We start from the raw sequence: 22,080 nt of genomic DNA on the forward strand, positions 1-22,080 counted from the left end.
CGTAACAGATAGCGACGCCCCCGATGCGAACTTTATTAACTGTCAGTAAGTGATGGAGACCGTCACCGTGTCGTTGTAGGCCCCTGCAATGGGCTGCTGCGGTGCCGGCGCGCGCCCATAGACGGTCACCGTCTGCGCGACGCCGTTGCCGGTGCCGCTGAGCGTATCGACGCCGATGCTGGTGCCCCAGCGGCTGCCGCGGCCGGCGTCCCGATACAGCTCGTAGGCGATGTAGTTGGCACTGCTGACATGGCGCATGCGCCGGACGCTGCCGGTGGCATTGATGCCATCGCCCAGCCCGATATTCCAGGCGGTGCGGTTGGTGCACGACAGGCTGATGGTGGAAGTGCGATCGATGGCGGTATCGATGGTGCCGGCGATGCTGCCGAAATCCAGGTCGGTGGTGACGTAGGTATTGCAGCGTGCCGGCACGTTGGCCGAGGCAGTGAAGGGGAACGCATTGCTAGCGGTCTTGGCGCCGCTGCCGCCGGCCGTGCAACTGCTCGGCGCCGCCGGGACGCCGATGATGCTCTCGTTGTAGGAGTAGCGCAGCACGGTGTCGGCGCCGCCGAAACTGCTGGTGTGGTTGCCGACCGACAGGGTCTGGCTGGCCGGAATCCGCCCGTACAGGGTGAGGGTGGTCGTCTGCGAGCCGCCGGTGATCACCGGAACGCCGTAGGACAGCGTCAGCAGGCGCGGCGAAGGCGTCGTCGATCCGGTGGAGCCCCAGACCTGGGTGCGCGTGGCCTCGCTGTAGATCTGGAAGTCCAGGCTGTCGCCGGTGGGGTTGAGCATGCGGCGCGGCGCATACAGGCCGTTGCTGGCGCTGCCCGGCCCAAGGTCCAGGCAAAGACTCACCTGGGCATAGCCCAGCACGCTGAGCGCGGCGGTCGCGCAGGTGACATTGAGCGTTGCCACCGCATCGGTGGTGCCGTTGGCCGCCACATTGCCGAATGCCAGCGGGGTGCCGAGGGTGACGCTGCAGGTGGTGTCGGCGCGCGCGTCCTGGCCGGGGGCAAGCCACAACACGGCGATCGCCAGCGCGAGCAGCAGGCGCCAGGGTGCGGGCAGGCTCATGGGGTCTCCTGCTCGAGCACGCAGGGCAGCGGGCCGACCCGCGGAATGCCGCCGGGGTTGGCCGGGTAGGTGAACCGAGCGCTGCAGCGGCCAGCGGGCAGCTCGACCAGGATGCGGTTGTCGGTCTGCAGGTTGTCCAGATAGGTTTCGCCGTCGTAGCCGACCACCACGCGTTCGGCATCGCCTTCGCGCTGCACCACGCTGCCGACCGGCAACGGCACGCCCTGGGCGTCGTGCAGCACGATCATGGCCGCGCGCACCCGGGTGATGCCGAAGCGCACCGCCACCCCGGACTGCTGGCGCGGTGTCACTGCGGTATCGACGCGGTCCACGCGCAGGTCCGCCGGCAGGTTCAGGGTGTCGATGGACAACTGGTTGCGCTGCCACGACTGCAGCGGGGTGATCAGCAGCATCCCGCGGGCGTCGGTGACGCCGATCAGGCGATTCTCCAGCCGCACCGGAATGCCGGGCTGGCCGTCGGTGGACACCACCGCGAAGGCATCCTGGATGTCGCGCGCGGCAAAGCCGCGGCCGTTCATCCACACCAGGCTGCCGCTGGCACTGGCATAGCCGAAGTTGTTGCCATCCTGGTTGGCGACGCCGAGGTTGTAGCGGCCGATGCGGTTCAACCATCCCAGTTCGGCCAGGCCGCCGCTGGCATCGTCGCCGGCCCGCCCCTGCAGGCGCCAGCCGATCCCGCCCAGGTCGCCGTCGCCGGGCAGCGGCTGGCTGAGGTCGGCCACAAAGCCGGTGCGGTTGCCGTTGCGCTGCATCGACGCGCTGGCCTGACGCAACTCGCCGAACGTGGTCGACAGCGACAGGTACAGGCTGCGGTCGCTGCGCACATCCAGGTTCTGGTTGCCGGACAGGTTGGCCGCCCAGTTGCGCCCGAAGTTGCGCGACCAGAACAGGCTCGCGTAACGCGAGGTGTCGCCTTGCGGGTAGCTCAGGCGCACATAGCTGGTGCCCAGCGAGCCGATCGGATTGACGTTGATGCCGAATGCCACGCGATCGCTGATGCGCGCCGGCAACGCGCCCTGCAGCGCGCCCAGGTCGCGATAGTCGCCGTGGGTGCGCTGGGTGCCGGCGGTGACGTTGAAGCGACGGTTGTTCCAGGCATAGCCCAGCACGTACTGGCCACCGCGCAGCGCATCCATCCGGCTGTGCGCATAGGCGGCGTTGGCCACGCCGCCGACGCCGAGCAGCCACACGCCGCCCGCACCGGCATTGACCACGCCGCCGCCGGCCTCGGCGTGCGCCTCGATGGTGAAGTCTTCGCGCAGGCCTTTGCGCAGCGTGGCGCTGGCAACCGTACGCGAGGCGTAGGAAAACGAGCGCACACCGTAGTCCTGGCGCAGATGGCCGATGCCGGCCGACCACTCGGAAATGCCGCGGGCCAGCAGTTGCGGCGTGCCATAGAACGCGAAGTCCAGCCGGCGCACCTGGCCGAACGCATCGGTCACCACGATCTGCGCCTGTCCGGTCCCGCTGATGCCTGGTTGCGCGGCCAGCTGGAACGGGCCGGCCGGCACCTGGCCGCTGTACTGGCGCAGGCCATCGACGTAGAGCTCCACGGTCGAGGGCACCACCGCCTCGCCCAGGAAGCTTGGCGTGGGGGTCAGTACGCGATACGGCTGCAACGCGTAATTGCGCCCGATCTGCACCCCGCCCAGGCGGATCGAGCGGCTCCAGTCGACAAAGCCGCTGTAGAAATCGCCGACCGTCAGGCTGGTGGCGCTGTCGGGGAAGTCCATCTGCCAGGCGCTGTCCAGGCGCACCGCTTCGCTGCGCCAGCGCTGGTCCTGCGGGCGGTCGTAGGCCAGGAACACCGCAGTGGTATCGACCATGCCGCGGCCGATGCCGAAGCCGCGCAATTCGGTCGCCAGCGACACGCTGCTGGCCCCGGCATTGCGCGTGGCATAGAAGTCGTAGTTGAGCAGCATGCCCGGCGAGGCGGTGGCGCTGGGCGGTGCGACCTGTTCGGCCTTCAGCACCGTGGTGGAGAGCGACAGCTGCGCCAGCGGTACCTGCAGCGCCAGCCGTTGCAGCGCGGCGTCGTAGCGCACTTCCACGTCGGGCAGGCGATCCAGGTCGACCAGTTCGTTGGCGGCGCGGTCGGCCAGGATGAAGCCCAGCTTGCGCAGCGTGTCGACCGAGCCGCGCAGGTGACCGTCCACCAGCTCGAACGGTGCCAGGCCGCGGTCGGCCTGATTGAGGGTGACATCCAGGTACAGCGTCTGCGGCAGGGCCGCCACGCTCTGCGGGGCCTGATCGGGCAGTGGCGCCATATCGGCCAGGTCGCCGGAGCCGGCATGCGCCAGGCAGGTGGCGGTCGCAAGCAGCGTCATCGCCAGCCGGCCCGCATCACGGCGCTGTCGGCGCTGCCAACAAGGTGCGTTCGTCCGCCTCACCATTGATCCTTGCGATGATGGTGCCGCGGCCGAACTGGGCCAGCGGTGCGCCCAGTGACCAGCGCATGGTCTGGCCGGGCAGGACATAGCCCACCAGCCCGTTCAATGCGGTCTTGGTCGTGCCGTCGACCCGATGCTGCAGGTCGGCGACCTGGGCGTGCCCATTGCCGGTGTTGCTGATCTGGATCTGCGCAGTGCCGTCGCTGCCGGCGATCACCTGCGTGTTCAAGGTCGGCGCGGATTCGGTCCTGCCCGGCGGCAGCAGGAAGATCGGCACCGAGTAGCGCAGCACGAACTGCATGCCCTTGCGATCGGCATCGGCATTGGGCAATTCGTCGACGATGATGCGGTAGCAGGCTTCCTCGCTGGTGGGCGCGGGCCCGGCGCGAATGACCCGGATCAGCTGGCGCTCGCCGGCGGCCAGCGTGCGCATCGGCGGGCTGATCAGCAGTTCCTGGGTCGGGTCCAGCTGATCCTTGCCGTCGCGCTGGGTCCAGCGATAGGCCCGGGTCTGTACCTGCACCGGCGCGCTGCCGCTGTTGCTCAGCCACAGCCCGTCGGCGGACTGCTGCGCGTTCAGCGTCAGCGAGGTCGGTGCCAGCTGCAGGCTGGCCGCATGGGCCGGTTGCAGCGGCCAGCCGCTGCCAAGCGCCAGCATCAGTGCCAGCCCGGCCGTGACCAGCCGGCCCGGCATCCGGTAGGACAGGGGGTGGTGCAATGGCATGCGCGCGCTCAATAGACGATCGTGGCGGTGATGGTGTCTTGGTAGGTACCGGTGGCGGGATTGTTGGCCGACGGGTTGGTCACGCGGCCGTAGACCGGATAGACCTGGTTGATGCCGGTGGCGGTGCGGCTCAGCGTATTGGTGCCGGTGGTGCTGCCCCAGACCGTGCTGCGGCCCAGATCCTGGTACAGCTGGTAGGCGATGAAGTTGTTGGTGGTGACCAGCGCATCGGTGTTCTTCATGCGGCGGGTGGTGACGTCGTTGGCGGTGCCGGCATTGCTGCCCGCGCTCAACGCAATGTTGTAGGGGGTCAGCGCGGTGCACTGTGCGGTCACGCTGCCGTTGGCGTCGGCATTGGCGGTGGAGGTGGACAACACCGAGCCGAAGTCGACGTCCGTCGCGGAAGCGGCGGTGATGGTGCAGGCCTTGGTGACGGCGATCTTGACGTTGAATGTGGTGGTATCTGCTGCAGTGGCAGCGCCAATGGTCGAGAGCAGGCCAAGGGACAGCAGGACAGGGCGGACAGTACGCATGGACATTTCCTTGACCGGTCTGGTCATTGGTGACGCGACGACTCGTCGCCCCTGACCCAATGCATCAGCCATGCCAAAGATTACCCTGAATGATTTGGCTATCTCACTGTTTAACCTCAGGGTTTTTCCCGAAAGTGCGATGTCTCTCGGATGACTCCGCTGACAGGCTTTTTGACGCGCGCGGTAGTGCGTCACACATGAATACGTGGCGCCGCCAGTTTCCTGCTGCCCCGTCCGTTTCTGTGGTTCTGCCTCCGCAGCGCAAAAACGCGCGCGCAGGCCGTTCAGATTCAGCCCGAATCGGCGATAATCGTGGCCATGAGCGTCAATCTGAAAACCAAAGAAGAAATCGAACTGATGCGCGTCGCCGGCCGTTTGGCCGCCGAGGTGCTCGATGTCGTGGCTCCGTACGTGCAGGCGGGCGTGACCACGGCCGAGCTGGACCGCATCTGCCATGACCACATCGTCAACGTGCAGGGCACCATTCCTGCCAATGTCGGCTATCGCGGCTTTCCCAAGAGCGTGTGCACCTCGGTCAACAACGTGATCTGTCACGGCATCCCGAGCGCGGCCAAGGTCCTGAAGGACGGCGACATCGTCAATATCGATGTCACCGTCATCAAGGATGGCTGGCACGGCGACACCAGCCGCATGTACTACGTCGGCACGCCATCGGTGATGGCCAAGCGGCTGGTGGAAACCACCTACGAAGCGATGTGGCGCGGCATCCGCGCGGTCAAGCCGGGCGCGACGCTGGGCGATGTCGGTCACGCGATCCAGAAGTTTGCCGAGGCCGAGCGCTTCAGCGTGGTGCGCGACTACTGCGGCCACGGCATCGGCAAGGTCTACCACGACGAGCCGCAGGTGATGCATTACGGCCGCCCCGGCGAAGGTCTGGTGCTCAAGCCCGGCATGACCTTCACCATCGAACCGATGATCAACGAAGGCACCTACCACCATAAGACCCTGCCGGACGGCTGGACCGTGGTGACCAAGGACCGCAAGTTGTCCGCCCAGTGGGAACACATGGTCGCGGTGACCGAAGACGGCGTGGATGTGCTGACGCTGTCGCCGAACGCTCCCGCGCCGGTATGACGGCCACGCCGGCGGACCGACCCGACCCGGGTGCCGCCGGCGATGCCGAGTGGGCCGCGCAGGCGCGCCCGCTGCTGGTGCACGCCGACATGCGGCTGTGCAAGCGCTTCGACCAGGGCGAGCCGATCGAGCGCCTGGTGGCCTTGCGCGCACGCGCGGTCGATCAATTGATGCGCAATGCGTGGACGCGCTGCATCCCGGCCGATGCCGAACTGTCGTTGCATGCGGTCGGTGGCTACGGGCGCGGCGAACTGTTCCCGCGGTCGGACGTGGATGTGCTGGTGCTGGGCGAGACCGGCGTGCAGCAACAGCACGAGCAGGCCCTGGCGCGGTTGTTTGCCTTGCTGTGGGATGTGGGCCTGCCGATCAGCCACGCGGTGCGCTCGCCGGCGCAATGCACCGCCGCGGCCGCCGACCAGACAGTGCTGACCGCCTTGATCGAGTCGCGCCCGCTGGTGGCCGGCAGCCAGGCGCGTGCGGCCCTGGCGGCCGCGATTTCGCCGCAACAGGTCTGGCCGGCGCGCGAATTCTTCCAGGCCAAGCGCGAAGAGCTGCTGGCGCGGCACCAGCGCTTCGGCGATACCGCCGACAATCTCGAACCGGATATCAAGGACGGCCCCGGTGGTCTGCGCGACCTGCAGACACTGGGCTGGATGGCGCTGCGCGCGTTCGGGGTCAAGGATCTGGAAGCGCTGGTCGGGCTCGGCCATGTCGGCTTCGACGAAGCCGCAGCGCTGCGGCGCGAGCGCGAGGAGCTGGCGCGCTTGCGCTTCGGCCTGCATCTGGTCGCCAAACGGCCGGAAGAGCGGCTGGGGTTCGATTACCAGAAGACGCTTGCCCAGCGGCTGGGCTTTGCCGACGACCCGGAGAGCCTGGGCGTGGAAAAGATGATGCAGCGCTTCTACCGCAGCGCTGCGTTGATCCGCCGCATCAGTGACCGCTTGCTGCAGCGCTTCGAAGAACAATTCGATGGCGAAGCGGTGCCGGAGCCGCTCGGCGAGGGCTTCAGCCTGCGCCGCGGCTATCTGGCCGCGGATGCGGAGGACTGGCCGGCCGGCGATGTGCTGCAGGTCTTTGCGCTGTTTGCGCAGTGGGCGGCGCACCGCGAGGTGCGTGGGCTGCATTCGCTGACGGCGCGCGCGCTGGCCGAGGTGCTGCGCGAGTTGCCGGCCTACGACGTGGCCGGTGCGACTGCGCGCGACCGCTTCATGGCGTTGCTGCGCGGCCCGCGGGCGGTGGAGTCGCTCAACCGCATGGCGCGCCTGGGCGTGCTGGGCCAGTGGATCCCGGCATTCGCCAGCGTGTCCGGGCGCATGCAGTTCGACCTGTTCCATGTCTACACGGTGGACCAGCACACCTTGATGGTGCTGCGGAACATCGCGTTATTCGCCGCCGGTCGCGCCGACGAGCGTTTTTCGATCACCCACGAAGTCTGGCCGCGCCTGCGCAAGCCGGAATTGCTGCTGCTGGCCGGGCTGTTCCACGATATCGCCAAGGGCCGTGGCGGCGACCATTCCGAGCTGGGCGCGGTGGATGCGCGCGCGTTCTGCCAGGCGCACCGGCTCAGCGACGGCGATACCGCGCTGGTGGCCTGGCTGGTGGAGCAGCACCTGCGCATGTCGGTGACCGCGCAGAAGCAGGACATCTCCGACCCGGAGGTGATCCACCGTTTCGCCACCCTGGTCGGCACGCGCGAGCGCCTGGACTACCTGTACCTGCTGACCTGCGCCGACATCGCCGGCACCAGCCCCAAGCTGTGGAACGCGTGGAAGGACCGGCTGCTGGCCGACCTGTACTTCGCCGCGCGGCGCGCGCTGCGCGAGGGCCTGGAACATCCGCCGCCGCGCGAAGAGCGCCTGCGCGAAGCGCGCGAGTCCGCACGCGCGTTGATGCAGGCGCAAGGCCACGACGATGCCACCATCGACCGCCAGTTTGCCGGCATGCCGGATGAAAACTTCCTGCGCTTCCGTCCCGAGCAACTGGCCTGGCAGGCGGTCTCGCTGATCGAAGTGCAGATCGGGCAGACCCTGGTCAAGGCGCGTCGCGCGGTGCCGGACAACGACGCGCTGGAAGTGTTCGTGTATTCGCCCGATCGCGATGGCCTGTTCTCGGCGATCGTCGCCACGCTGGATCGCAAGGGCTATGGCATCCATCGCGCCCGCGTGCTGGATGCGCCGCACGATGCGATCCTCGACGTGTTCGAGGTGCTGCCGCAGGACAGCTCCGCCGATGGCGACCCGCAGCGTCTGGCTGCGGCCTTGCGCCAGGTGCTGGCCGGCGACCTGCACAAGGTGCGGCCCTCGCGGCGGGCGGTGCCGCGCCAGCTGCGCCACTTCCGCTTTGCGCCGCGCGTGGAATTCAGCGAAAGCGCCGGTGGCCGCCGTACCCGCATCAGCCTGGTGGCGCCTGATCGCCCCGGCTTGCTGGCCGATGTGGCCAATGTGCTGCGCCTGCAACACCTGCGTGTGCACGATGCGCGCATCGCCACCTTCGGCGAGCGTGCCGAAGACCAGTTCCAGATCACCGACGAGCACGACCGCCCGTTGCCCGAATCCGCACGGCAGGCGCTGCGCGATGCGCTGTGCGCCTGCCTCGATCCCACCTAAGTAGTCCGTCAGTCCGTTCGGAGACCCCCATGGCCACCAGCAAGAAGACCGCGCGCAAGCAGGGCGCGACCACCACCAGCGCAGCGCCCAAGCGCGCCACGCGCGACAGCGGCAAGGCGCGTCAGGCACCGGCTGTCGACAAGACCAAGGTCACCGCGGCGGCCGGCAAGGCCGTTGGCGCCGGCAAACGTGTCGTCAAGAAAAGCGTTGCCAAGAAAAGCGCGGCCAAGCCGGCCGCCAGTGCGGCCCCGCGCGTGGCCAAGCAGCCGACCAGCGTGGTGTCGGCACCAGCTGCCAAGAAGGCTGCCGCTGCAAAGAAACTGCCGATCGCCGAAAAGGCGGTGCAGGGTGCTGCAACGCAGGTGGGCAATGACGAACTCAGGTTCGGCATCGAGAGTGCGTTCGAGCGCCGCGCCAGCCTGACCGTCGATGAGATCGACGGCTCCACCCGCGCCATCGTCACCCGCGTCATCGACGGCCTGGAGCGCGGCGAGTTCCGCGTTGCCGAGCCGGACGGGAAGGGCGGCTGGACCGTCAACGAATGGTTGAAGAAAGCCGTGCTGCTGTATTTCCGCGTCAACGAGATGGCGGTGATCGACGCGCAGCCGGCGCCGTTCTGGGACAAGGTGGAGTCGCGTTTTGCCGGCTTCGGCGAGGCCGAGTTCCGCAAGGCCGGCGTGCGCGTGGTGCCGGGCGCGGTGGCGCGGCGCGGCAGCTACTTCGGCAAGGACGTGGTGCTGATGCCGAGCTTCACCAACATCGGCGCCTATGTGGGCGAAGGCACCATGGTCGATACCTGGGCCACGGTGGGGTCGTGCGCGCAGATCGGCGCGCATTGCCACCTGTCCGGTGGCGCCGGCATCGGCGGCGTGCTCGAACCGCTGCAGGCCAGCCCGACCATCATCGAAGATCATTGCTTCATCGGTGCGCGTTCGGAAGTGGTCGAAGGCGTGGTGATCGGTCACCACAGCGTGATCGGCATGGGCGTGTTCATTGGCCAGAGCACGCGCATCTACAACCGCGCCACCGGCGAGATTTCCTACGGTTACGTGCCGCCTTACAGCGTGGTGGTGTCCGGCCAGCTGCCGTCGAAGGACGGCTCGCACTCGCTGTATTGCGCGGTGATCGTCAAGCAGGTGGATGCCAAGACGCGCAGCAAGACCAGCGTCAACGAGCTGCTGCGCGGTCTGGCCGATTGAGTAGCGCGCAGCCGGTGCTCGGCGCCATGCTGTCGCGTCCGGCCAGTGGCTGGATCCGTTGGGGCATCCCGGCCATGTGGTTGGGATGGGTGGCGCTCTACGTGGCCGGCGCGCTGGTGCGCGATGGCGTGCCGCAGCAGCTGGAGGTCCTGCGTTGGCTGGCGCCTGCACTGGTGGTGCTGATGACGCTGCGTCTGGCATGGGCATCCACCCGCTGGGCGCAGGTCGGCGATGCACTGGTGATCGTCCAGCATGGACGCTCGCAGCGCGTGGATCTTGCCGAGTTGCGCTCGGTCGATGCCGCATGGCTGATTCCGCCACGGCGGATGGCGCTGAGATTCCACGGCACACGCGCCGATGTGCTGTTCCTGCCCGCACACGGGCAGGAACACGATCAACTGGTAACCACCCTGTTGGCGCGTGCAAACGCGCGCCGCGGGGTCGAGAAGGAGACGAAATGACCACGCTCTACGGATTGAAGAACTGCGACACCTGCAAGAAGGCGACCAGGTGGCTGGACCGCTTCGGCGTGGCCTACACCTTCGTCGACTACCGCGAGCACCTACCCGCGCCAGAGACGCTGCTGGATTGGGCCGGCAAGGCCGGCGGATTCGAGGCGATGATCAACAAGTCCTCGATCACCTGGCGGCAGCTGCCCGACAACAAGAAGACGCCGGGTTCGGACGCCGAATGGAAGCTGCTGCTGCGCGAATACCCGCAATTGATCCGCCGCCCGGTGGTGGTGAGCGACGATGGTGCGTTCAGTCAGGGCTTCTCCGACAACGGCTTCAAGGCCAGGTTCAACATCGCCTGACGGCGCCATCGCGTCATCGGCTCGCGCACATGTGGGCGTGGCGGGCGCGTGGAAGGCAGGCTGCCTGCTGCTGCGACGGCCCGGGTGCATCTTTTTATCGGAAGGACGAGCATGACCAGTGACGTACTGCAACTGACCTGTGAGCTGATCGCACGCGCCTCGGTGACACCGGACGATGCCGGCTGCCAGGTGCTGATTGCGCAACGCCTGGAGGCCGCCGGATTCACTTGCGAGCATTTGCGCCTGGGCGAGGTCGACAATCTGTGGGCCACGCATGGCAGCGGTGCGCCGGTGCTGGTGCTGCTCGGCCACACCGATGTGGTGCCGCCCGGACCGCGCGAGGCGTGGACCAGCGATCCGTTCGATCCGCAGATCCGCGATGGTGTGCTGTACGGGCGCGGCACGGCCGACATGAAGGGCAGCGTGGCCGCCTTCGCGGTCGCCGCCGAACAGGTCGTCGCCGCCCATCCGCAGCACGCCGGTACGCTGGCGGTGTTGCTGACTTCCGATGAGGAAGGCGATGCCATCGATGGCGTGCGGCGCGTGGCCGAGCTGTTGCGCACGCGCGGGCAGGCGATCGACTGGTGCATCACCGGCGAGCCGTCATCCACCGAACGGCTGGGCGACCTGCTGCGCGTGGGCCGCCGCGGCAGTCTGTCCGGCACGCTGACGGTGAAAGGCGTGCAGGGGCATGTGGCGTATCCGCACAAGGCGCGCAATCCGATCCATCTGGCCGCGCCGGCATTGGCCGAGCTGGTGGCACGGCAGTGGGACGAGGGCTTCGAGAGTTTTCCGCCGACCAGCCTGCAAATTTCCAACATCCATGCCGGCACCGGCGCCAATAACGTGATTCCGGGCGAGCTGCAGGTGGCCTTCAATCTGCGCTACACCCCGCTGTGGGATGCGCCACGGCTGGAAGCGGAGATCGTCGCATTGCTGGATCGCCACAGGCTGGACTATGCGCTGCGCTGGCATCGCAGCGGCGAGCCGTTCTATACCCCGGAAGGGCGCCTGCGCAGCGTCGCACGTGTGGTGCTGGGCCAGTTTGCCGGCGCGCCGCCGGAGGAAAGCACCGGCGGCGGCACCTCCGATGCACGCTTCATTGCACCGTTAGGCGCGCAATGCATCGAAGTCGGTCCGGTCAACGCCAGCATCCATCAGGTCGACGAGCATGTGCGCGTGGCCGATCTGCAGGCCTTGCCGGCGCTGTACCGCAGCCTGATCGAGCGGCTGCTGGTCGACTGAACTGCCTGGCTGCCGCCCTCGTTGCCGCTGAAACAGTTGCGCCCGCGAAAACGAACGGTTAGCGTCGGCCACATGGTCTTCCAGCGCGCCAAGCTCAATAACGCCAACCGCAACAATCTGCGCGCGAACAATCGTGCGCGGCCGATGCGGGTCTGCGACTAGGCGACGTCCACCAAACGCCCAGGAATCAGAGAACCCGCATCGGCCGATGCGGGTTTTTTTATGGGCGTCACTTCCTGCAGCACGCTCTTCCACCGGCCGCCAACCCCCGCAGTTTCATCCAGGAGTGTTTCCATGTGTTCCATCTTCGGTATTTTCGGCCTGCAACCCGGTGACGATCTGCAGGCTTTGCGCCGGCAGGCACTGGAATGTTCGCAGCGGCAGCGCCATCGCGGACCCGACTGGAGCGGGGTGTATGTCGACACCGGCGCGATCCTGGTGCACGAGCGCCTGGCCATCGTCGACCCGGCCGGCGGCTCGCAGCCCTTGTTATCCGACGATGGCGAGCTTGCGCTGGCAGTGAATGGCGAGATCTACAACCATCGCGAGCTCAAGCAGGAACTGGTGCAGCCGTACGCCTTCCAGACCGGCTCCGATTGCGAGGTGATCAACGCGCTGTACCGCGAGGATGCGCCGGCCTCCTACCTCAACCGCCTCAACGGCATCTTCGCGTTCGCGCTATGGGACAAGGCAGCCGGGCGGGTGATCATTGCGCGCGATCCGATCGGCGTGGTGCCGCTGTACTGGGGCCACGATCGCGAGGGCCGGCTGCGGGTGGCCTCGGAACTGAAGTCGCTGGTGGACGATTGCGCCGATGCGGCGCAGTTCCCGCAGGGTCACTGGTACGACAGCGCCACCGGCGCATTGAGTCGCTATTACGAGCGTGCCTGGCGTGAATACGCCGAGGTGGAAGGCGTGCAGGTGCAGTTGCAGGAATTGCGCGAGGCCTTCGAGCGCGCGGTGCATCGTCAATTGATGACCGATGTGCCGTATGGCGTGCTGCTGTCCGGTGGGCTGGATTCTTCGCTGGTCGCCGCGGTCGCTGCACGCTACGCGCGACATCGCATCGAAGAGAACGACACTACCGAAGCCTGGTGGCCGCGCCTGCATTCGTTCGCGATCGGCTTGAAAGGCTCGCCGGACCTGGCCGCTGCCGAAGTCGCCGCCGCCGCACTGGGCACCGTGCATCACGGCTTCGAGTACAGCTTCGAAGAAGGCCTGGATGCGCTGCCCGAGGTGATCCGCCATATCGAGACCTACGACGTCACCACCATTCGCGCGTCCACGCCGATGTTCCTGCTGGCGCGCCGCATCAAGGCGATGGGCGTGAAGATGGTGCTGTCGGGCGAAGGCAGCGACGAGATCTTCGGCGGCTATCTGTATTTCCACAAGGCACCGAACGCGCGCGAATTCCACGAGGAGCTGGTACGCAAGCTGGATGCGCTCAACAACTACGATTGCCTGCGCGCCAACAAGTCGATGATGGCCTGGGGCGTGGAGCCGCGCGTGCCGTTCCTGGATCGCGAGTTCCTGGACGTGGCCATGCGCATGGACGCCAGCTTCAAGATGATCGACAAGACCAGTAGCGGCGCCACGCGGATGGAAAAAGGCGTGTTGCGCGAGGCGTTTGCCGGGTATCTGCCCGAATCCATCCTGTGGCGGCAGAAGGAGCAGTTCAGCGATGGCGTGGGCTATGGCTGGATCGATGGACTCAAGGCACATGCCGCCGCGCAGGTGAGCGACCGCGAGCTGGCTGCCGCCTCCAGGCGTTTTCCGGTCAATCCGCCGCAGACCAAGGAAGCGTATTTCTATCGCACGCTGTTCGAACAGTTCTTCCCCAGCCAGGCGGCCGCGGAGACGGTGCCGGGCGGCAAGTCGATCGCGTGTTCGTCGCCGACCGCGATCGCCTGGGATGCCAGCTTTGCCGCGATGGCCGACCCATCCGGCCGTGCGATTGCCGGCGTGCACGAACAGGCGTTGGCGTCGTAACGCTGCTGCGCTCACTCGTGGCGCACGCAGTAGCCGTAGCGCTGCGGCTCGATATCCACACCGGCCACATCGGCCTGGTTGTTGCGCCACAGGTTCGGCTTGAAGTCGGCCGCAGTGCAGTTGGCAGCGCGGTCCACGCCGATGGTGTAGGTAAACGGCGTATTGGAGAAGCGGTTGTTCTCGAACACGTTGTCCTGGCTCATGCTGTTGTCCCAGCACAGGATTTCCGGTGTGCGGTAGCGGATGGCGCAGGCCAGGAACACACCGGCGACCTTGTTGCCGTCGAACTGATTGTTGCTGAAGCGGTTGCGGCGCGCGTCGGACAGATAGATGCCCTGGCTGCCGTTGCGCTCGAAGCGGTTGTTGCGGATCTCGCTGTCTTCCAGATGTTCGGTGGTCAGGCCTGCGGCCACGTTGTCGTGGATGTAGTTGTTGACCATCGTGACCTTGGCGGTGCGGTTGAACGACACCCCGTCCCAGATCGCGCCGGAGACATCATTGTTTTCGATGGTGATCTCGCGCGTGTCGTACTCGCTCAGCAGGCAGGCGCTGCGGCACTTGTTGACCTGCAGGCCGGCCAGGCGAATCCCCTGGCCGGAACGCACGACCACCGCGCTATTGCTCAGGTACGGGCGCTCGGGCATGAATTCCTTGTCGCCGGTGCTGGCGACGATCTGCATGTCCTCGATGCTGACATTGCGGATCACGCCGGTAGGCTGCTGGTTTTCATAGTCGCCGACCACCAGCGCCGGTTGCTGCACGCCATCGGCCATGCGCAGCACCGTGGTCGGACCCGTGCCACGCAGGGTGAGATTGCCGCGATGGATCGAGACCAGGCCATTGAGCGGAAATTCGCCTTTTTCCAGGCACAACACCGCACGCGTATCGCTTTGCGGAAGCTTGTCGATGGCTTTTTGCAGATCCTGCCCGGGGCGCAGCTTGGCGGTGCAGGCCGCGACCGGCGCGTCCGGTGGGCCGGACTTGGCGGGCGGCGCTGCCGAGCAGGCAGTGGCAACGAGCAGGGGCAACAGGGCGGAAACGGAGCGGGCAAGCTGAGGCATGCGGATTCCGGTCAGTGGGGGGAAGAGGGCGATCGTGTGGAAACACTTCCAGATCGCGACGGCCTCTAGTGTGTCCCACCGGACGTTAAAGTCTGGCTGATTCCGGCCGGCCTGATTCGGCGCAGGTTCATTGCACTGTCGTGGTCGAGGCTGCAATCGTGCATGCGGTGGCCGACGAACGTCACACTTGGGCAACGTTCGAGACCTGCACAGACGCGTGCTCGCCCTGCTCAGAAATCGTAAGCCAGCTGCGCGTAGATGCGGCGCGGTTCGCCAGGAAAGTGGCCGGTGCGCTCAGTGAACCCGCTGACGGCGTACACCTTATCGAACAGGTTCTTGACGTTGACCTGCAGCTTCCAGGCATCCCACTGCGTCTGCCAGCTGATGTCGAAGATGGCATACGGCTTGACGCGCTGGCCTTCCAGGCTGACCCGCTCGCCCACGTAGTCGGCACCGAAGGCAATTGCCGAGTTCCAGGCCGGCAGGTCGTAGCGCGTCCACAGGCCGAAGGTGTTGCGCGGTGCATTGGCGAAGCGGTCGCCGGACGCGTTGGTGATGCCGTTGGTGCCCGCATCCAGCACGCGTGCATCGTTGTAGGCGTAGGTCAGGTTGAGCACCCAACGCTCGGTGAGGTCGGCCAGCAGATCCACTTCCAGGCCTTCGCTGCGCACCAGGCCGAGCGCGGCGAGTTGATTGACCCCAGCGACGACGCTGCCGTCGGCCTGCACGATGTTGCTGCGTTCGATGCGATACAGCGCGGTGTTGAGCGTCAGCCCGCCGTCGTTGAGCGCGGTCTTCAGGCCTACTTCCCACTGCGTGCTGCGCTCGGGATCGAACGGGCCACCGACGCTGCTGTCCTGATTGGCCGCATCCTGCGGCAGGAAGCCGCTGGCATAACTGGCGTACGCGTTGACGCCATCGCGCAGCACGAACGTGCTGCCCACACGCCAGCTGAGATCGTTGCCGGTGACGCGCGAGCCGTCCAGCCGGTTGTCGTCCTTGAAGCCGTCCCAACGCAGTCCGGCCATCGCAAACCAGCGCGGCGTCAGCGTGAGTTCGTCCTGCAGATACGCGCCGTAGCGCTGGCTGCGCGTGCTGGTGGCGCGCCAGGGCAGGCTGTCCAGAGCGTAGTCGTAAAAGCCGCTGCGCCCGTACACGGGGTTGAACAGATCGATACCCGGCACCGGCCCGCGCACGCGGCCGGTGTCGGCGGTGTTGGCGGTCTGCGCGCGGAAATCCGCATCCAGCCGATAGTAGTCCGCGCCCATCAGCAGCTTGTGCTCGATCGCGCCGATGCGGGTGCGGAACACGGCGTTGACGTTGCTGGAGATCGCATCGTTGTCGCGGAACTGGTTGCGCAACTGCCGCGTCATCCATTCGGCGGTGCCGTCGCCATCGCGGTCGATCAGGCCCATCGGCTCGTGATAGATCTGATGCTCGTCGTTCTTGAACCAGCGCAGCGCCATGTCCACGTCCCACGCATCCGACGGCGCAAAGCGGTACTGCGCGAATGCGACCTTGGCGCGCATGTCGAGGAAATCGGTGGGTTCGTTGTGGTTCCAGCGCCGGTCGGTAAGGAAGTTGCCGTCGTCATCCACCGGCACGCCACGCAGGCGATTGCCGCCCAGGTTCTGGGTGATGTCGGTGTACTGCAAGGTGAGCTCGCCGGTCTGGCCGATATCGAACGCCACCGACGCATCGCCGATCTGGCTCTGGCTATCGGTGTTGCGGCGAAAACCGTCCTCGCCATCGGCATAGGCGCCGATGCGGTAGCGAATGCGTCCGTCGTCGCGTGCCGGCCCGGTAGCTTCGAACGAGGCGGCTCCGAAGGATTGATTGCCCGCCTGCAGCTCCACCCGACGCGCGGCCTGATGGCCGGGCTTGCGGGTGACGTAATTGATGACGCCGCCGGGTTCGCCGCCACCGTACAGCGCACCGGCCGGACCCTTGAGCACTTCCACGCGTTCGATATTGAACAACTGCGGCACCGAGAAGCCGGCATACGGATCGCCGCGCAATCCGTCGTACAGCACGTTTTCCTGGCGGAATCCGCGCAGGGTGACGCCGGCATAGCTGAAGAAGCTGATGCCGCTGATGCTGCGATACAGGTCGGTGATCTGGCGTGCGGCCTGGTCGTCGATCAGTTCGCGCGGCAGTACCTGGACCGACTGCGGCACCAGCGCCAACGGCGTGTCGGTGCGTGTGGCCACTGCGGCGTCGTCGGATTTGTACAGTGTCTGCGCACGGCCGACGACCTCGACGCCATCCAGGTCGGTGACGGTTGCCGAGGTGCTGCCGTGTTGTTGAGCGAAGGCGCGGGGCGAAGGCAGAGCGAAGGCGGCGGCGAGCGCGGTGACAAGGAGCGTGGGGCGCATTGGTCACTAATGGGAATGGTTATCAAATGCATCTTAGCATGTTGTGCTCGCTTGATTGCGCAGGTCGGCGGGTGGGCGTTGCGGCACAGACTGCGGCGTGCGCGTGCGCGTGCGCATGCGAGGTGCGCGGCGCCGCATGCGGCATGCGAGGCGCGAGCTGCGGTCTGAGATCTGCGAGTACCGGGACGCGCAATGCCCTCGGTCGCACGGCGTGTGCCCGTACCCTCACCCGGACCCCTTTCCCGACGAGAGGGGTTCGCGGCTGTCCTACTCCCTCCCGGAGATGTGCTCGCGGCTGTCCTTCTCCCTTCCCGGAGAGGTGCTCGTGGCTGTCCTTCTCCCTTCCCGGAGAGGTGCTCGCGGCTGTCCTTCTCCCCTCCCGGAGAGGTGCTCGTCGCTGTCCTTCTCCCTCCGGGAGAAGGTGCCCGAAGGGCGGATGAGGGCCCGCGCGAAGCCTCGTGCCTACTTCGGCTGCAGTTGCAGCGTGTAGCGGGTAGCGGTCGGCAGGAAGGGGGTCGGCCGCCCGTGCACCCAATCCTCGTGCCCCGCGCCCCAGAACGGCGACAACGGATGTCCGCTCTGGCCGCCCGGCATGTGCACGATGCCGTCCTGCTCGTGGCCGGGCGACACCACCATGCGTTCGGAGGCGCCGAAGGCCGGGCCTTGCACGCGCGGCATGTCGCGATCGCCGGGAAGCTGGTCGGGCGGCATGCACAGCCAGCGCCTGGCAAGCGCAGGCAATGCCCGCGCGATCGGGTGACAGATGGCAGCGGTGTTGCGTTCGCCCCAGCTGCGTTCACTCAAGGGGCTATCCGGCGAGGCGCCGTCCTGCGCAGCGAGCTCCGCCTGCGCGTTGCGTGCCGCTTCGGCAAGCAACTGGTCCCAGTTCGCATAGGTCGGCGGCAGCAGATGCGCCGGGCGTTGCTGCAGCAACGGCCAGACGATGCCTTCCAGTTGCGCGCGACGCGGCGGTAAAAAGTCCTTGCCAAGCGCGGCTTTTGCCGGGGCCAGCAGGCCGGCTTCCACTGCGTCGATGGTCATGCCGCGAAAGCCGCGCACGATGCGATAGCTGGCCGAGCGGGTGGAGGCGTGCCCGTCCCACTGCCGTGTGGCGGCTTCGATCTGCTGCAAGGCCGGGTCCTGGCTGTGTTCGACCACGCTGCGCAACAACTGCCACCAGCGCGTGAGCAGCACGGCGCGATCGTCGAGCTGGATGGCGAGCAGATCCAGCTCGTTGAAACGCTGCCTGGCGAACAAGTCGTCGCGGATCTGCTGCGCTCGCGCGCCCAGGTCGTAGCCGGCATTGCCGAGCGTGGCCAATTGCTGCGCATCGACGACGCGGCTGTTGGCGGTCCAGAGCCGGTGCGAGGGGGGATCGATCAGCGCAGGGGCGGCGTCGCTGCGCACCGGCCAGGGCAGGCAGCCGGTCGGCGCGGGTGCCGAGGCTGTGATGACCGCAACCGACGGCAACGCCGCGTCCGCGTGCTGCGCCGAACCCGCCAGTTCGGCGATGCCGCTCGGGCCACACCCGGCATTGCGCACCGGGCGCGCGCCGATCAACCGCCAGGCGATGCGCCCGCTGCGATCGGCCAGCAACAGATTCTGTGCCGGAATGCCCGAACGATCCGCCACCGCAAAGGCGGCCTGCAGATCGGCCGCGGTGCTCATCTGCGCAAAGTCCAGGCGGATCGCGCCGGGCAGCTGCGCGGCCCAGCGCAGCGCCAGCACGCTGCCATCGGGGTTGTCGTGCAGGATCGGTCCCCACGCGCTCTCGCGGACCGCAAAACGCACCGGTGCGGCGCCGGCCACGCGAATCGTTTCGACATGGGTGGTGAGCGCCTGCGGATGGCCCGGCGTGGCCGGCGCAATCCGCGCGAAGTCGGCGGTGTCGATATAGCTGTTGGTGAAGGCCCAGGCCACATGCCCATTGCTGCCGACCACCACCGCCGGCAAACCGGGCAGGGTGAAGCCGGTGACATCCACCTTGCCGTCGGGCGCACTGGCGTCCGGGTAACGCAGGCGTGCACGGAACCAGATGTTGGGCGCGCGCAGGCCCAGGTGCATGTCGTCGGCGACGATGGCGCGGCCGTCGCTGGTGAGGCTGCCGTCCACGGCGAAGTTGTTGCTGCCCGGCGTCGGCGGCTCGGCGCCGGGCGCGGCGGCCGGATGCGGCAGGCGGCGCAGGTCCAGTGCGGCGGCATCGGGCAGCACGGCATCGCCTTGCGCGGCGCCGAGCAGCGGGGCATCCCAGCTGGAACCTTGATGATCGAGCAAGGCCGCCAGCGCCGCCGGCACCACCGCGCGGATGCGTGCGGCTGCCAGTTCGGTCTGGTTGTCGTTGTCCTGCAGGTCGGCATACATCGCCATGCCGGTGAGGATGGAATCGTCCAGCGTCCACGGCCGCGGCGTCTGCCGCAGCAACAGGTACGGCCACGGGCGCACGCGCAGGGCGGCCAGCCCGGCATTGACGCCCTCGGTATAGGCCTGCAGCGCCGCGCGCTGGCTACCGGCGGCGATATCCAGGCTGGCCTGCACGCGGGCGCGCAGCCGGTGCACGCGATTGCGCTTGTCCAGGTCCAGCGCCGCGGCGCCGAACAGCTCGGACAACTCGCCGGCCGGTGCGCGGCGCATCAGGTCCATCTCGAAGTAGCGCTCCTGCGCATGCACATAGCCGAGTGCGCGCATGGCATCGACCTGGCTGGCCGCATCGATGGTGACCACGCCGCGCCGGTCGCGTTGCACGCTGACCGGTGCCGCCAGGCCCGTCAGTGCGCTGTTGCCGTCCAGCTGCGGCAGGCTGCCACGCATCAGCAGGTACACGGCCAACAGGGCCGCCACGGCCAATACCACGATTGCCAGCAGCAGCCGGCCCAGCCATTTGCGCATTGTTGTCGGGTCCTTGAGTTCGATCACAGTGTGGCCGCCGGTCATGACCGTGGCGGGTCTGGCCGCAAGCGCAACTGAAAGTGATTCCGATTAGATCATTGCCCGGCGGGTTAGGGCACCATGCGCGCATTGCGTCGCTGGAGCACATCATGAAAGGCCATCCCGAAGTCGTCGACTACCTCAAACAGCTGCTGCGCGGCGAACTGGCGGCACGCGACCAGTATTTCCTGCACTCGCGCCGTTACGAGGACCAGGGCCTGATGGCGCTGTACGAGCGCATCAACCACGAAATGGAAGAGGAGACCGAGCACGCCGACGCGTTGCTGCGGCGCATCCTGTTCCTGGAAGGCGACCCGGACATGCGGCCGGCCGAGTTTGCGCCCGGCAAGACCGTGGTGGAAATGCTCGAGCGCGATCTGGTCGTGGAATACGAAGTCCGCGCCAATCTCGCCGCCGGCATGAAGCTGTGCGAAGAGCACGGCGATTACGTCAGCCGCGACATCCTGCTCAAGCAGCTGCAGGACACCGAGGAAGACCACGCCTGGTGGCTGGAGCAGCAGCTCGGCCTGATCAAGCGCATCGGTGTGGAGCTGTATCAGACCTCGAAGATCGACAAGGGGCATGTCGCCGGCTGAGCCCGGTGACTGGCGCTGCGCAGCCGCCGAGCGGGCGCAGCGCAGGTATGCAGCCGCGGGTGCCGGGTTGTGCTGTGCATTGCCATTGCCGCGGTCTGGGCCGGCTGCCGGCTGTCTACTGCAGCATGCCGCCTGGCGCGTCACACTGTTCGGCAACATCGCTGCGTGGCGCAATGCCGCGCAGTTGGTGATCGGCTCGCAAGGCGCCGATCGTGCGGCGCATGCGGCGGCCGACTGCCGTGAATGCATGGTCCGGCTACGAGGGAGCGGTTGCCAGGGACAATCAGTTGCGTTGCAGGCGATACACGCCGGTCGACAGGGCAGTGACGCCGTCGGCACGGAAGCGCGGCTCCTGGTCGAGGATGTCGCGGTGTTCCAGTTGCTGCACCTGCCATTGCGTGCCGAACAGGGCGTGCACCTCGGCAGCGTCCACCGAAAACGGCGGGCCGGCCTTTTCGGCCTGCGGATAGTCCAGCGTGATCAACAGGCCGCGGCATCCCGCAGGCAGCTGCGCGTACACGCTGTGCAGATAGCGTTGGCGCAGGCCGGCAGGCAGGGCGATCAACGCGGCGCGGTCGTAGACGGCGCTGCAATCGGCCAGCATGCCGGGCTCCAGTGCAAATGCGTCGCCGCAGATGATTTCGATCGGGCCGACGATGAAGTGCTCGCCCGCGCGGCTGGTGTGTCGCTGCGGTTGCAGGCCGGCGTCATCGAAGAAGTGCGTCACCGCCAGCGGCGACAGCTCCACACCGAGCACGCGATGCCCCTGGGCGGCCAACCAGTGCAGGTCCAGCGTCTTGCCGCACAACGGCACCAGCACGCGGGCAGCCGTCGGCAATTGCAAGGCCGGCCAATGTTTTTGCAGCAGCGGCATCACCTCGTCCTGATGGAAGCCGGTCTGACCGTTCTGCCAGCGTTGCAACCAGAATGCTGTGTCCATGATGGTGTCTTGCCGGTTTGCGTTGACGAGTGACGTGTTGTCGGAATGACAGTGACACTGCAGATCGAAATGAGCCGCTCAGACCATACCGCACCACCGCGCGACATTTACTGCGCTTACCATGCACACCGACCCTCTCGACTGGTCCTTGCCCGCCCAGCGTCGCGTGACCTTACGCGGCATGGATGCCGAGTAAGAGCTTACAAGGACGTACTTGCGGCGTGTCCTGCGATGGTGGGCGGACAAGGGCACTGCAGCCAAGCCGCAGATCAGCCGCTCCACAACCGACGCATCCGCATCGTTCGCTCAACCTCTCAAGGCGATGCAGAGCTTGAGCCTCAGCGTAGCCTCGCCGTTGCAAACCAACCCGGCCGAGGGCGCGATGCCCTAAAGCCGGCAGCGTCCAGCTGGCGGTAGTCTTGTGGGTCGCCCAAGACCGCACGGCCAACGCGCCATCGCGCGGCGCGTCAGCGCATCACCGTTGCACTCC

17 protein-coding genes are annotated in these 22,080 nt (G+C 67.0%); 8 read left to right on the forward strand and 9 right to left on the reverse strand.

Features of this window, described 5'->3' with window-relative positions; genetic code table 11:
* Positions 1–42: 42 nt before the first annotated feature.
* The 4 genes from EO170_RS08625 to EO170_RS08640 are packed head-to-tail and all read right to left on the reverse strand — an operon-like array spanning position 43 to position 4,772.
* Positions 43–1,077 (reverse strand): spore coat U domain-containing protein, encoded by a 1,035-nt coding sequence (locus EO170_RS08625; protein WP_164740978.1) that lies wholly within the window; start codon positions 1,075–1,077, stop codon positions 43–45.
* Positions 1,074–3,425: a fimbria/pilus outer membrane usher protein gene (locus EO170_RS08630; protein ID WP_126944115.1), complete on the reverse strand. Its 2,352-nt coding sequence runs from the start codon at positions 3,423–3,425 to the stop codon at positions 1,074–1,076. Before EO170_RS08630 ends, EO170_RS08625 begins: the two co-directional genes overlap by 4 nt.
* A 16-nt stretch (positions 3,426–3,441) precedes the next feature.
* Positions 3,442–4,212: a molecular chaperone gene (locus EO170_RS08635; RefSeq protein WP_104648346.1), complete on the reverse strand. Its 771-nt coding sequence runs from the start codon at positions 4,210–4,212 to the stop codon at positions 3,442–3,444.
* An 8-nt stretch (positions 4,213–4,220) separates the two neighbouring features.
* Positions 4,221–4,772, reverse strand: a complete 552-nt coding sequence (locus EO170_RS08640) for a spore coat U domain-containing protein (protein WP_104556086.1) — start codon at positions 4,770–4,772, stop codon at positions 4,221–4,223.
* Positions 4,773–5,063: 291 nt separating this feature from the next.
* Between EO170_RS08640 and map the strand changes: the two genes are divergently transcribed.
* The 6 genes from map (at position 5,064) to dapE (ending at position 11,704) form a co-directional block, all read left to right on the forward strand.
* Positions 5,064–5,840, forward strand: a complete 777-nt coding sequence (gene map / locus EO170_RS08645) for a type I methionyl aminopeptidase (protein WP_039520326.1) — start codon at positions 5,064–5,066, stop codon at positions 5,838–5,840.
* Positions 5,837–8,446 carry a [protein-PII] uridylyltransferase gene (locus EO170_RS08650; RefSeq protein ID WP_126944118.1) on the forward strand — a complete coding sequence of 870 codons (2,610 nt, stop codon included), beginning with the start codon at positions 5,837–5,839 and terminating at the stop codon, positions 8,444–8,446. Before map ends, EO170_RS08650 begins: the two co-directional genes overlap by 4 nt.
* A gap of 29 nt (positions 8,447–8,475) precedes the next feature.
* Positions 8,476–9,645 (forward strand): 2,3,4,5-tetrahydropyridine-2,6-dicarboxylate N-succinyltransferase, encoded by a 1,170-nt coding sequence (gene dapD, locus EO170_RS08655; RefSeq protein WP_164740310.1) that lies wholly within the window; start codon positions 8,476–8,478, stop codon positions 9,643–9,645.
* A complete protein-coding gene (locus tag EO170_RS08660) occupies positions 9,642–10,106 on the forward strand; it encodes a hypothetical protein (protein WP_126944121.1) in 465 nt (154 codons plus the stop codon). Before dapD ends, EO170_RS08660 begins: the two co-directional genes overlap by 4 nt.
* Entirely contained in the window at positions 10,103–10,459 is a 357-nt protein-coding gene (locus EO170_RS08665) for a Spx/MgsR family RNA polymerase-binding regulatory protein (RefSeq protein WP_126944124.1), read from the forward strand. Before EO170_RS08660 ends, EO170_RS08665 begins: the two co-directional genes overlap by 4 nt.
* 111 nt (positions 10,460–10,570) lie before the next feature.
* Positions 10,571–11,704, forward strand: a complete 1,134-nt coding sequence (gene dapE, locus EO170_RS08670) for a succinyl-diaminopimelate desuccinylase (protein ID WP_126944127.1) — start codon at positions 10,571–10,573, stop codon at positions 11,702–11,704.
* Positions 11,705–11,862: 158 nt separating this feature from the next.
* Here the strand turns inward: dapE and EO170_RS21470 are convergent, their stop codons facing one another.
* Positions 11,863–12,000: a hypothetical protein gene (locus EO170_RS21470; protein ID WP_164740311.1), complete on the reverse strand. Its 138-nt coding sequence runs from the start codon at positions 11,998–12,000 to the stop codon at positions 11,863–11,865.
* Here EO170_RS21470 and asnB point away from each other — a divergent pair.
* On the forward strand, positions 11,999–13,693 hold the full coding sequence (gene asnB / locus EO170_RS08675; protein ID WP_126944130.1) for an asparagine synthase B: 1,695 nt from the start codon (positions 11,999–12,001) through the stop codon (positions 13,691–13,693). The two genes, EO170_RS21470 and asnB, sit on opposite strands and share 2 nt — an antisense overlap.
* Positions 13,694–13,704: 11 nt before the next feature.
* Here asnB and hpaM read toward each other — a convergent pair whose 3' ends face one another.
* The 3 genes from hpaM to EO170_RS08690 all read right to left on the reverse strand — a co-directional run bounded on the left by hpaM (position 13,705) and on the right by EO170_RS08690 (position 20,015).
* A complete protein-coding gene (gene hpaM / locus EO170_RS08680) occupies positions 13,705–14,754 on the reverse strand; it encodes a type III secretion-associated outer membrane-bound protein HpaM (RefSeq protein WP_104583382.1) in 1,050 nt (349 codons plus the stop codon).
* 230 nt (positions 14,755–14,984) lie between these two features.
* Positions 14,985–17,129 carry a TonB-dependent receptor gene (locus EO170_RS08685; protein ID WP_126944133.1) on the reverse strand — a complete coding sequence of 715 codons (2,145 nt, stop codon included), beginning with the start codon at positions 17,127–17,129 and terminating at the stop codon, positions 14,985–14,987.
* 462 nt (positions 17,130–17,591) lie between these two features.
* Positions 17,592–20,015: a penicillin acylase family protein gene (locus EO170_RS08690; protein WP_126944136.1), complete on the reverse strand. Its 2,424-nt coding sequence runs from the start codon at positions 20,013–20,015 to the stop codon at positions 17,592–17,594.
* 149 nt (positions 20,016–20,164) lie between these two features.
* Here EO170_RS08690 and bfr point away from each other — a divergent pair, with 149 nt between their 5' ends.
* Entirely contained in the window at positions 20,165–20,650 is a 486-nt protein-coding gene (bfr, locus tag EO170_RS08695; protein ID WP_126944139.1) for a bacterioferritin, read from the forward strand.
* Between the two features lie 283 nt (positions 20,651–20,933).
* Here the strand turns inward: bfr and EO170_RS08700 are convergent, their stop codons facing one another.
* Positions 20,934–21,590, reverse strand: a complete 657-nt coding sequence (locus tag EO170_RS08700) for a thiopurine S-methyltransferase (RefSeq protein WP_126944142.1) — start codon at positions 21,588–21,590, stop codon at positions 20,934–20,936.
* Between the last annotated feature and the right edge of the window lie 490 nt (positions 21,591–22,080).

Source organism: Xanthomonas sp. BRIP62409 (genome assembly GCF_003992965.1).
Classification (GTDB): Bacteria; Pseudomonadota; Gammaproteobacteria; order Xanthomonadales; family Xanthomonadaceae; genus Xanthomonas; species Xanthomonas euroxanthea.

Excerpts from the sequence above, each read along its gene's own strand:
- asnB (WP_126944130.1), top strand. The coding sequence starts at position 11,999 with ATGTGTTCCATCTTCGGTATTTTCGGCCTGCAACCCGGTGACGATCTG.
- bfr (WP_126944139.1), top strand. The coding sequence starts at position 20,165 with ATGAAAGGCCATCCCGAAGTCGTCGACTACCTCAAACAGCTGCTGCGC.
- EO170_RS08665 (WP_126944124.1), top strand. The coding sequence starts at position 10,103 with ATGACCACGCTCTACGGATTGAAGAACTGCGACACCTGCAAGAAGGCG.
- EO170_RS08650 (WP_126944118.1), top strand. The coding sequence starts at position 5,837 with ATGACGGCCACGCCGGCGGACCGACCCGACCCGGGTGCCGCCGGCGAT.
- dapE (WP_126944127.1), top strand. The coding sequence starts at position 10,571 with ATGACCAGTGACGTACTGCAACTGACCTGTGAGCTGATCGCACGCGCC.
- EO170_RS08685 (WP_126944133.1), bottom strand. The coding sequence starts at position 17,129 with ATGCGCCCCACGCTCCTTGTCACCGCGCTCGCCGCCGCCTTCGCTCTG.
- map (WP_039520326.1), top strand. The coding sequence starts at position 5,064 with ATGAGCGTCAATCTGAAAACCAAAGAAGAAATCGAACTGATGCGCGTC.
- EO170_RS08700 (WP_126944142.1), bottom strand. The coding sequence starts at position 21,590 with ATGGACACAGCATTCTGGTTGCAACGCTGGCAGAACGGTCAGACCGGC.
- EO170_RS08640 (WP_104556086.1), bottom strand. The coding sequence starts at position 4,772 with ATGACCAGACCGGTCAAGGAAATGTCCATGCGTACTGTCCGCCCTGTC.
- EO170_RS08625 (WP_164740978.1), bottom strand. The coding sequence starts at position 1,077 with ATGAGCCTGCCCGCACCCTGGCGCCTGCTGCTCGCGCTGGCGATCGCC.
- EO170_RS08690 (WP_126944136.1), bottom strand. The coding sequence starts at position 20,015 with ATGCGCAAATGGCTGGGCCGGCTGCTGCTGGCAATCGTGGTATTGGCC.
- EO170_RS08635 (WP_104648346.1), bottom strand. The coding sequence starts at position 4,212 with ATGCCATTGCACCACCCCCTGTCCTACCGGATGCCGGGCCGGCTGGTC.
- dapD (WP_164740310.1), top strand. The coding sequence starts at position 8,476 with ATGGCCACCAGCAAGAAGACCGCGCGCAAGCAGGGCGCGACCACCACC.
- hpaM (WP_104583382.1), bottom strand. The coding sequence starts at position 14,754 with ATGCCTCAGCTTGCCCGCTCCGTTTCCGCCCTGTTGCCCCTGCTCGTT.
- EO170_RS08630 (WP_126944115.1), bottom strand. The coding sequence starts at position 3,425 with ATGACGCTGCTTGCGACCGCCACCTGCCTGGCGCATGCCGGCTCCGGC.
- EO170_RS21470 (WP_164740311.1), bottom strand. The coding sequence starts at position 12,000 with ATGGAAACACTCCTGGATGAAACTGCGGGGGTTGGCGGCCGGTGGAAG.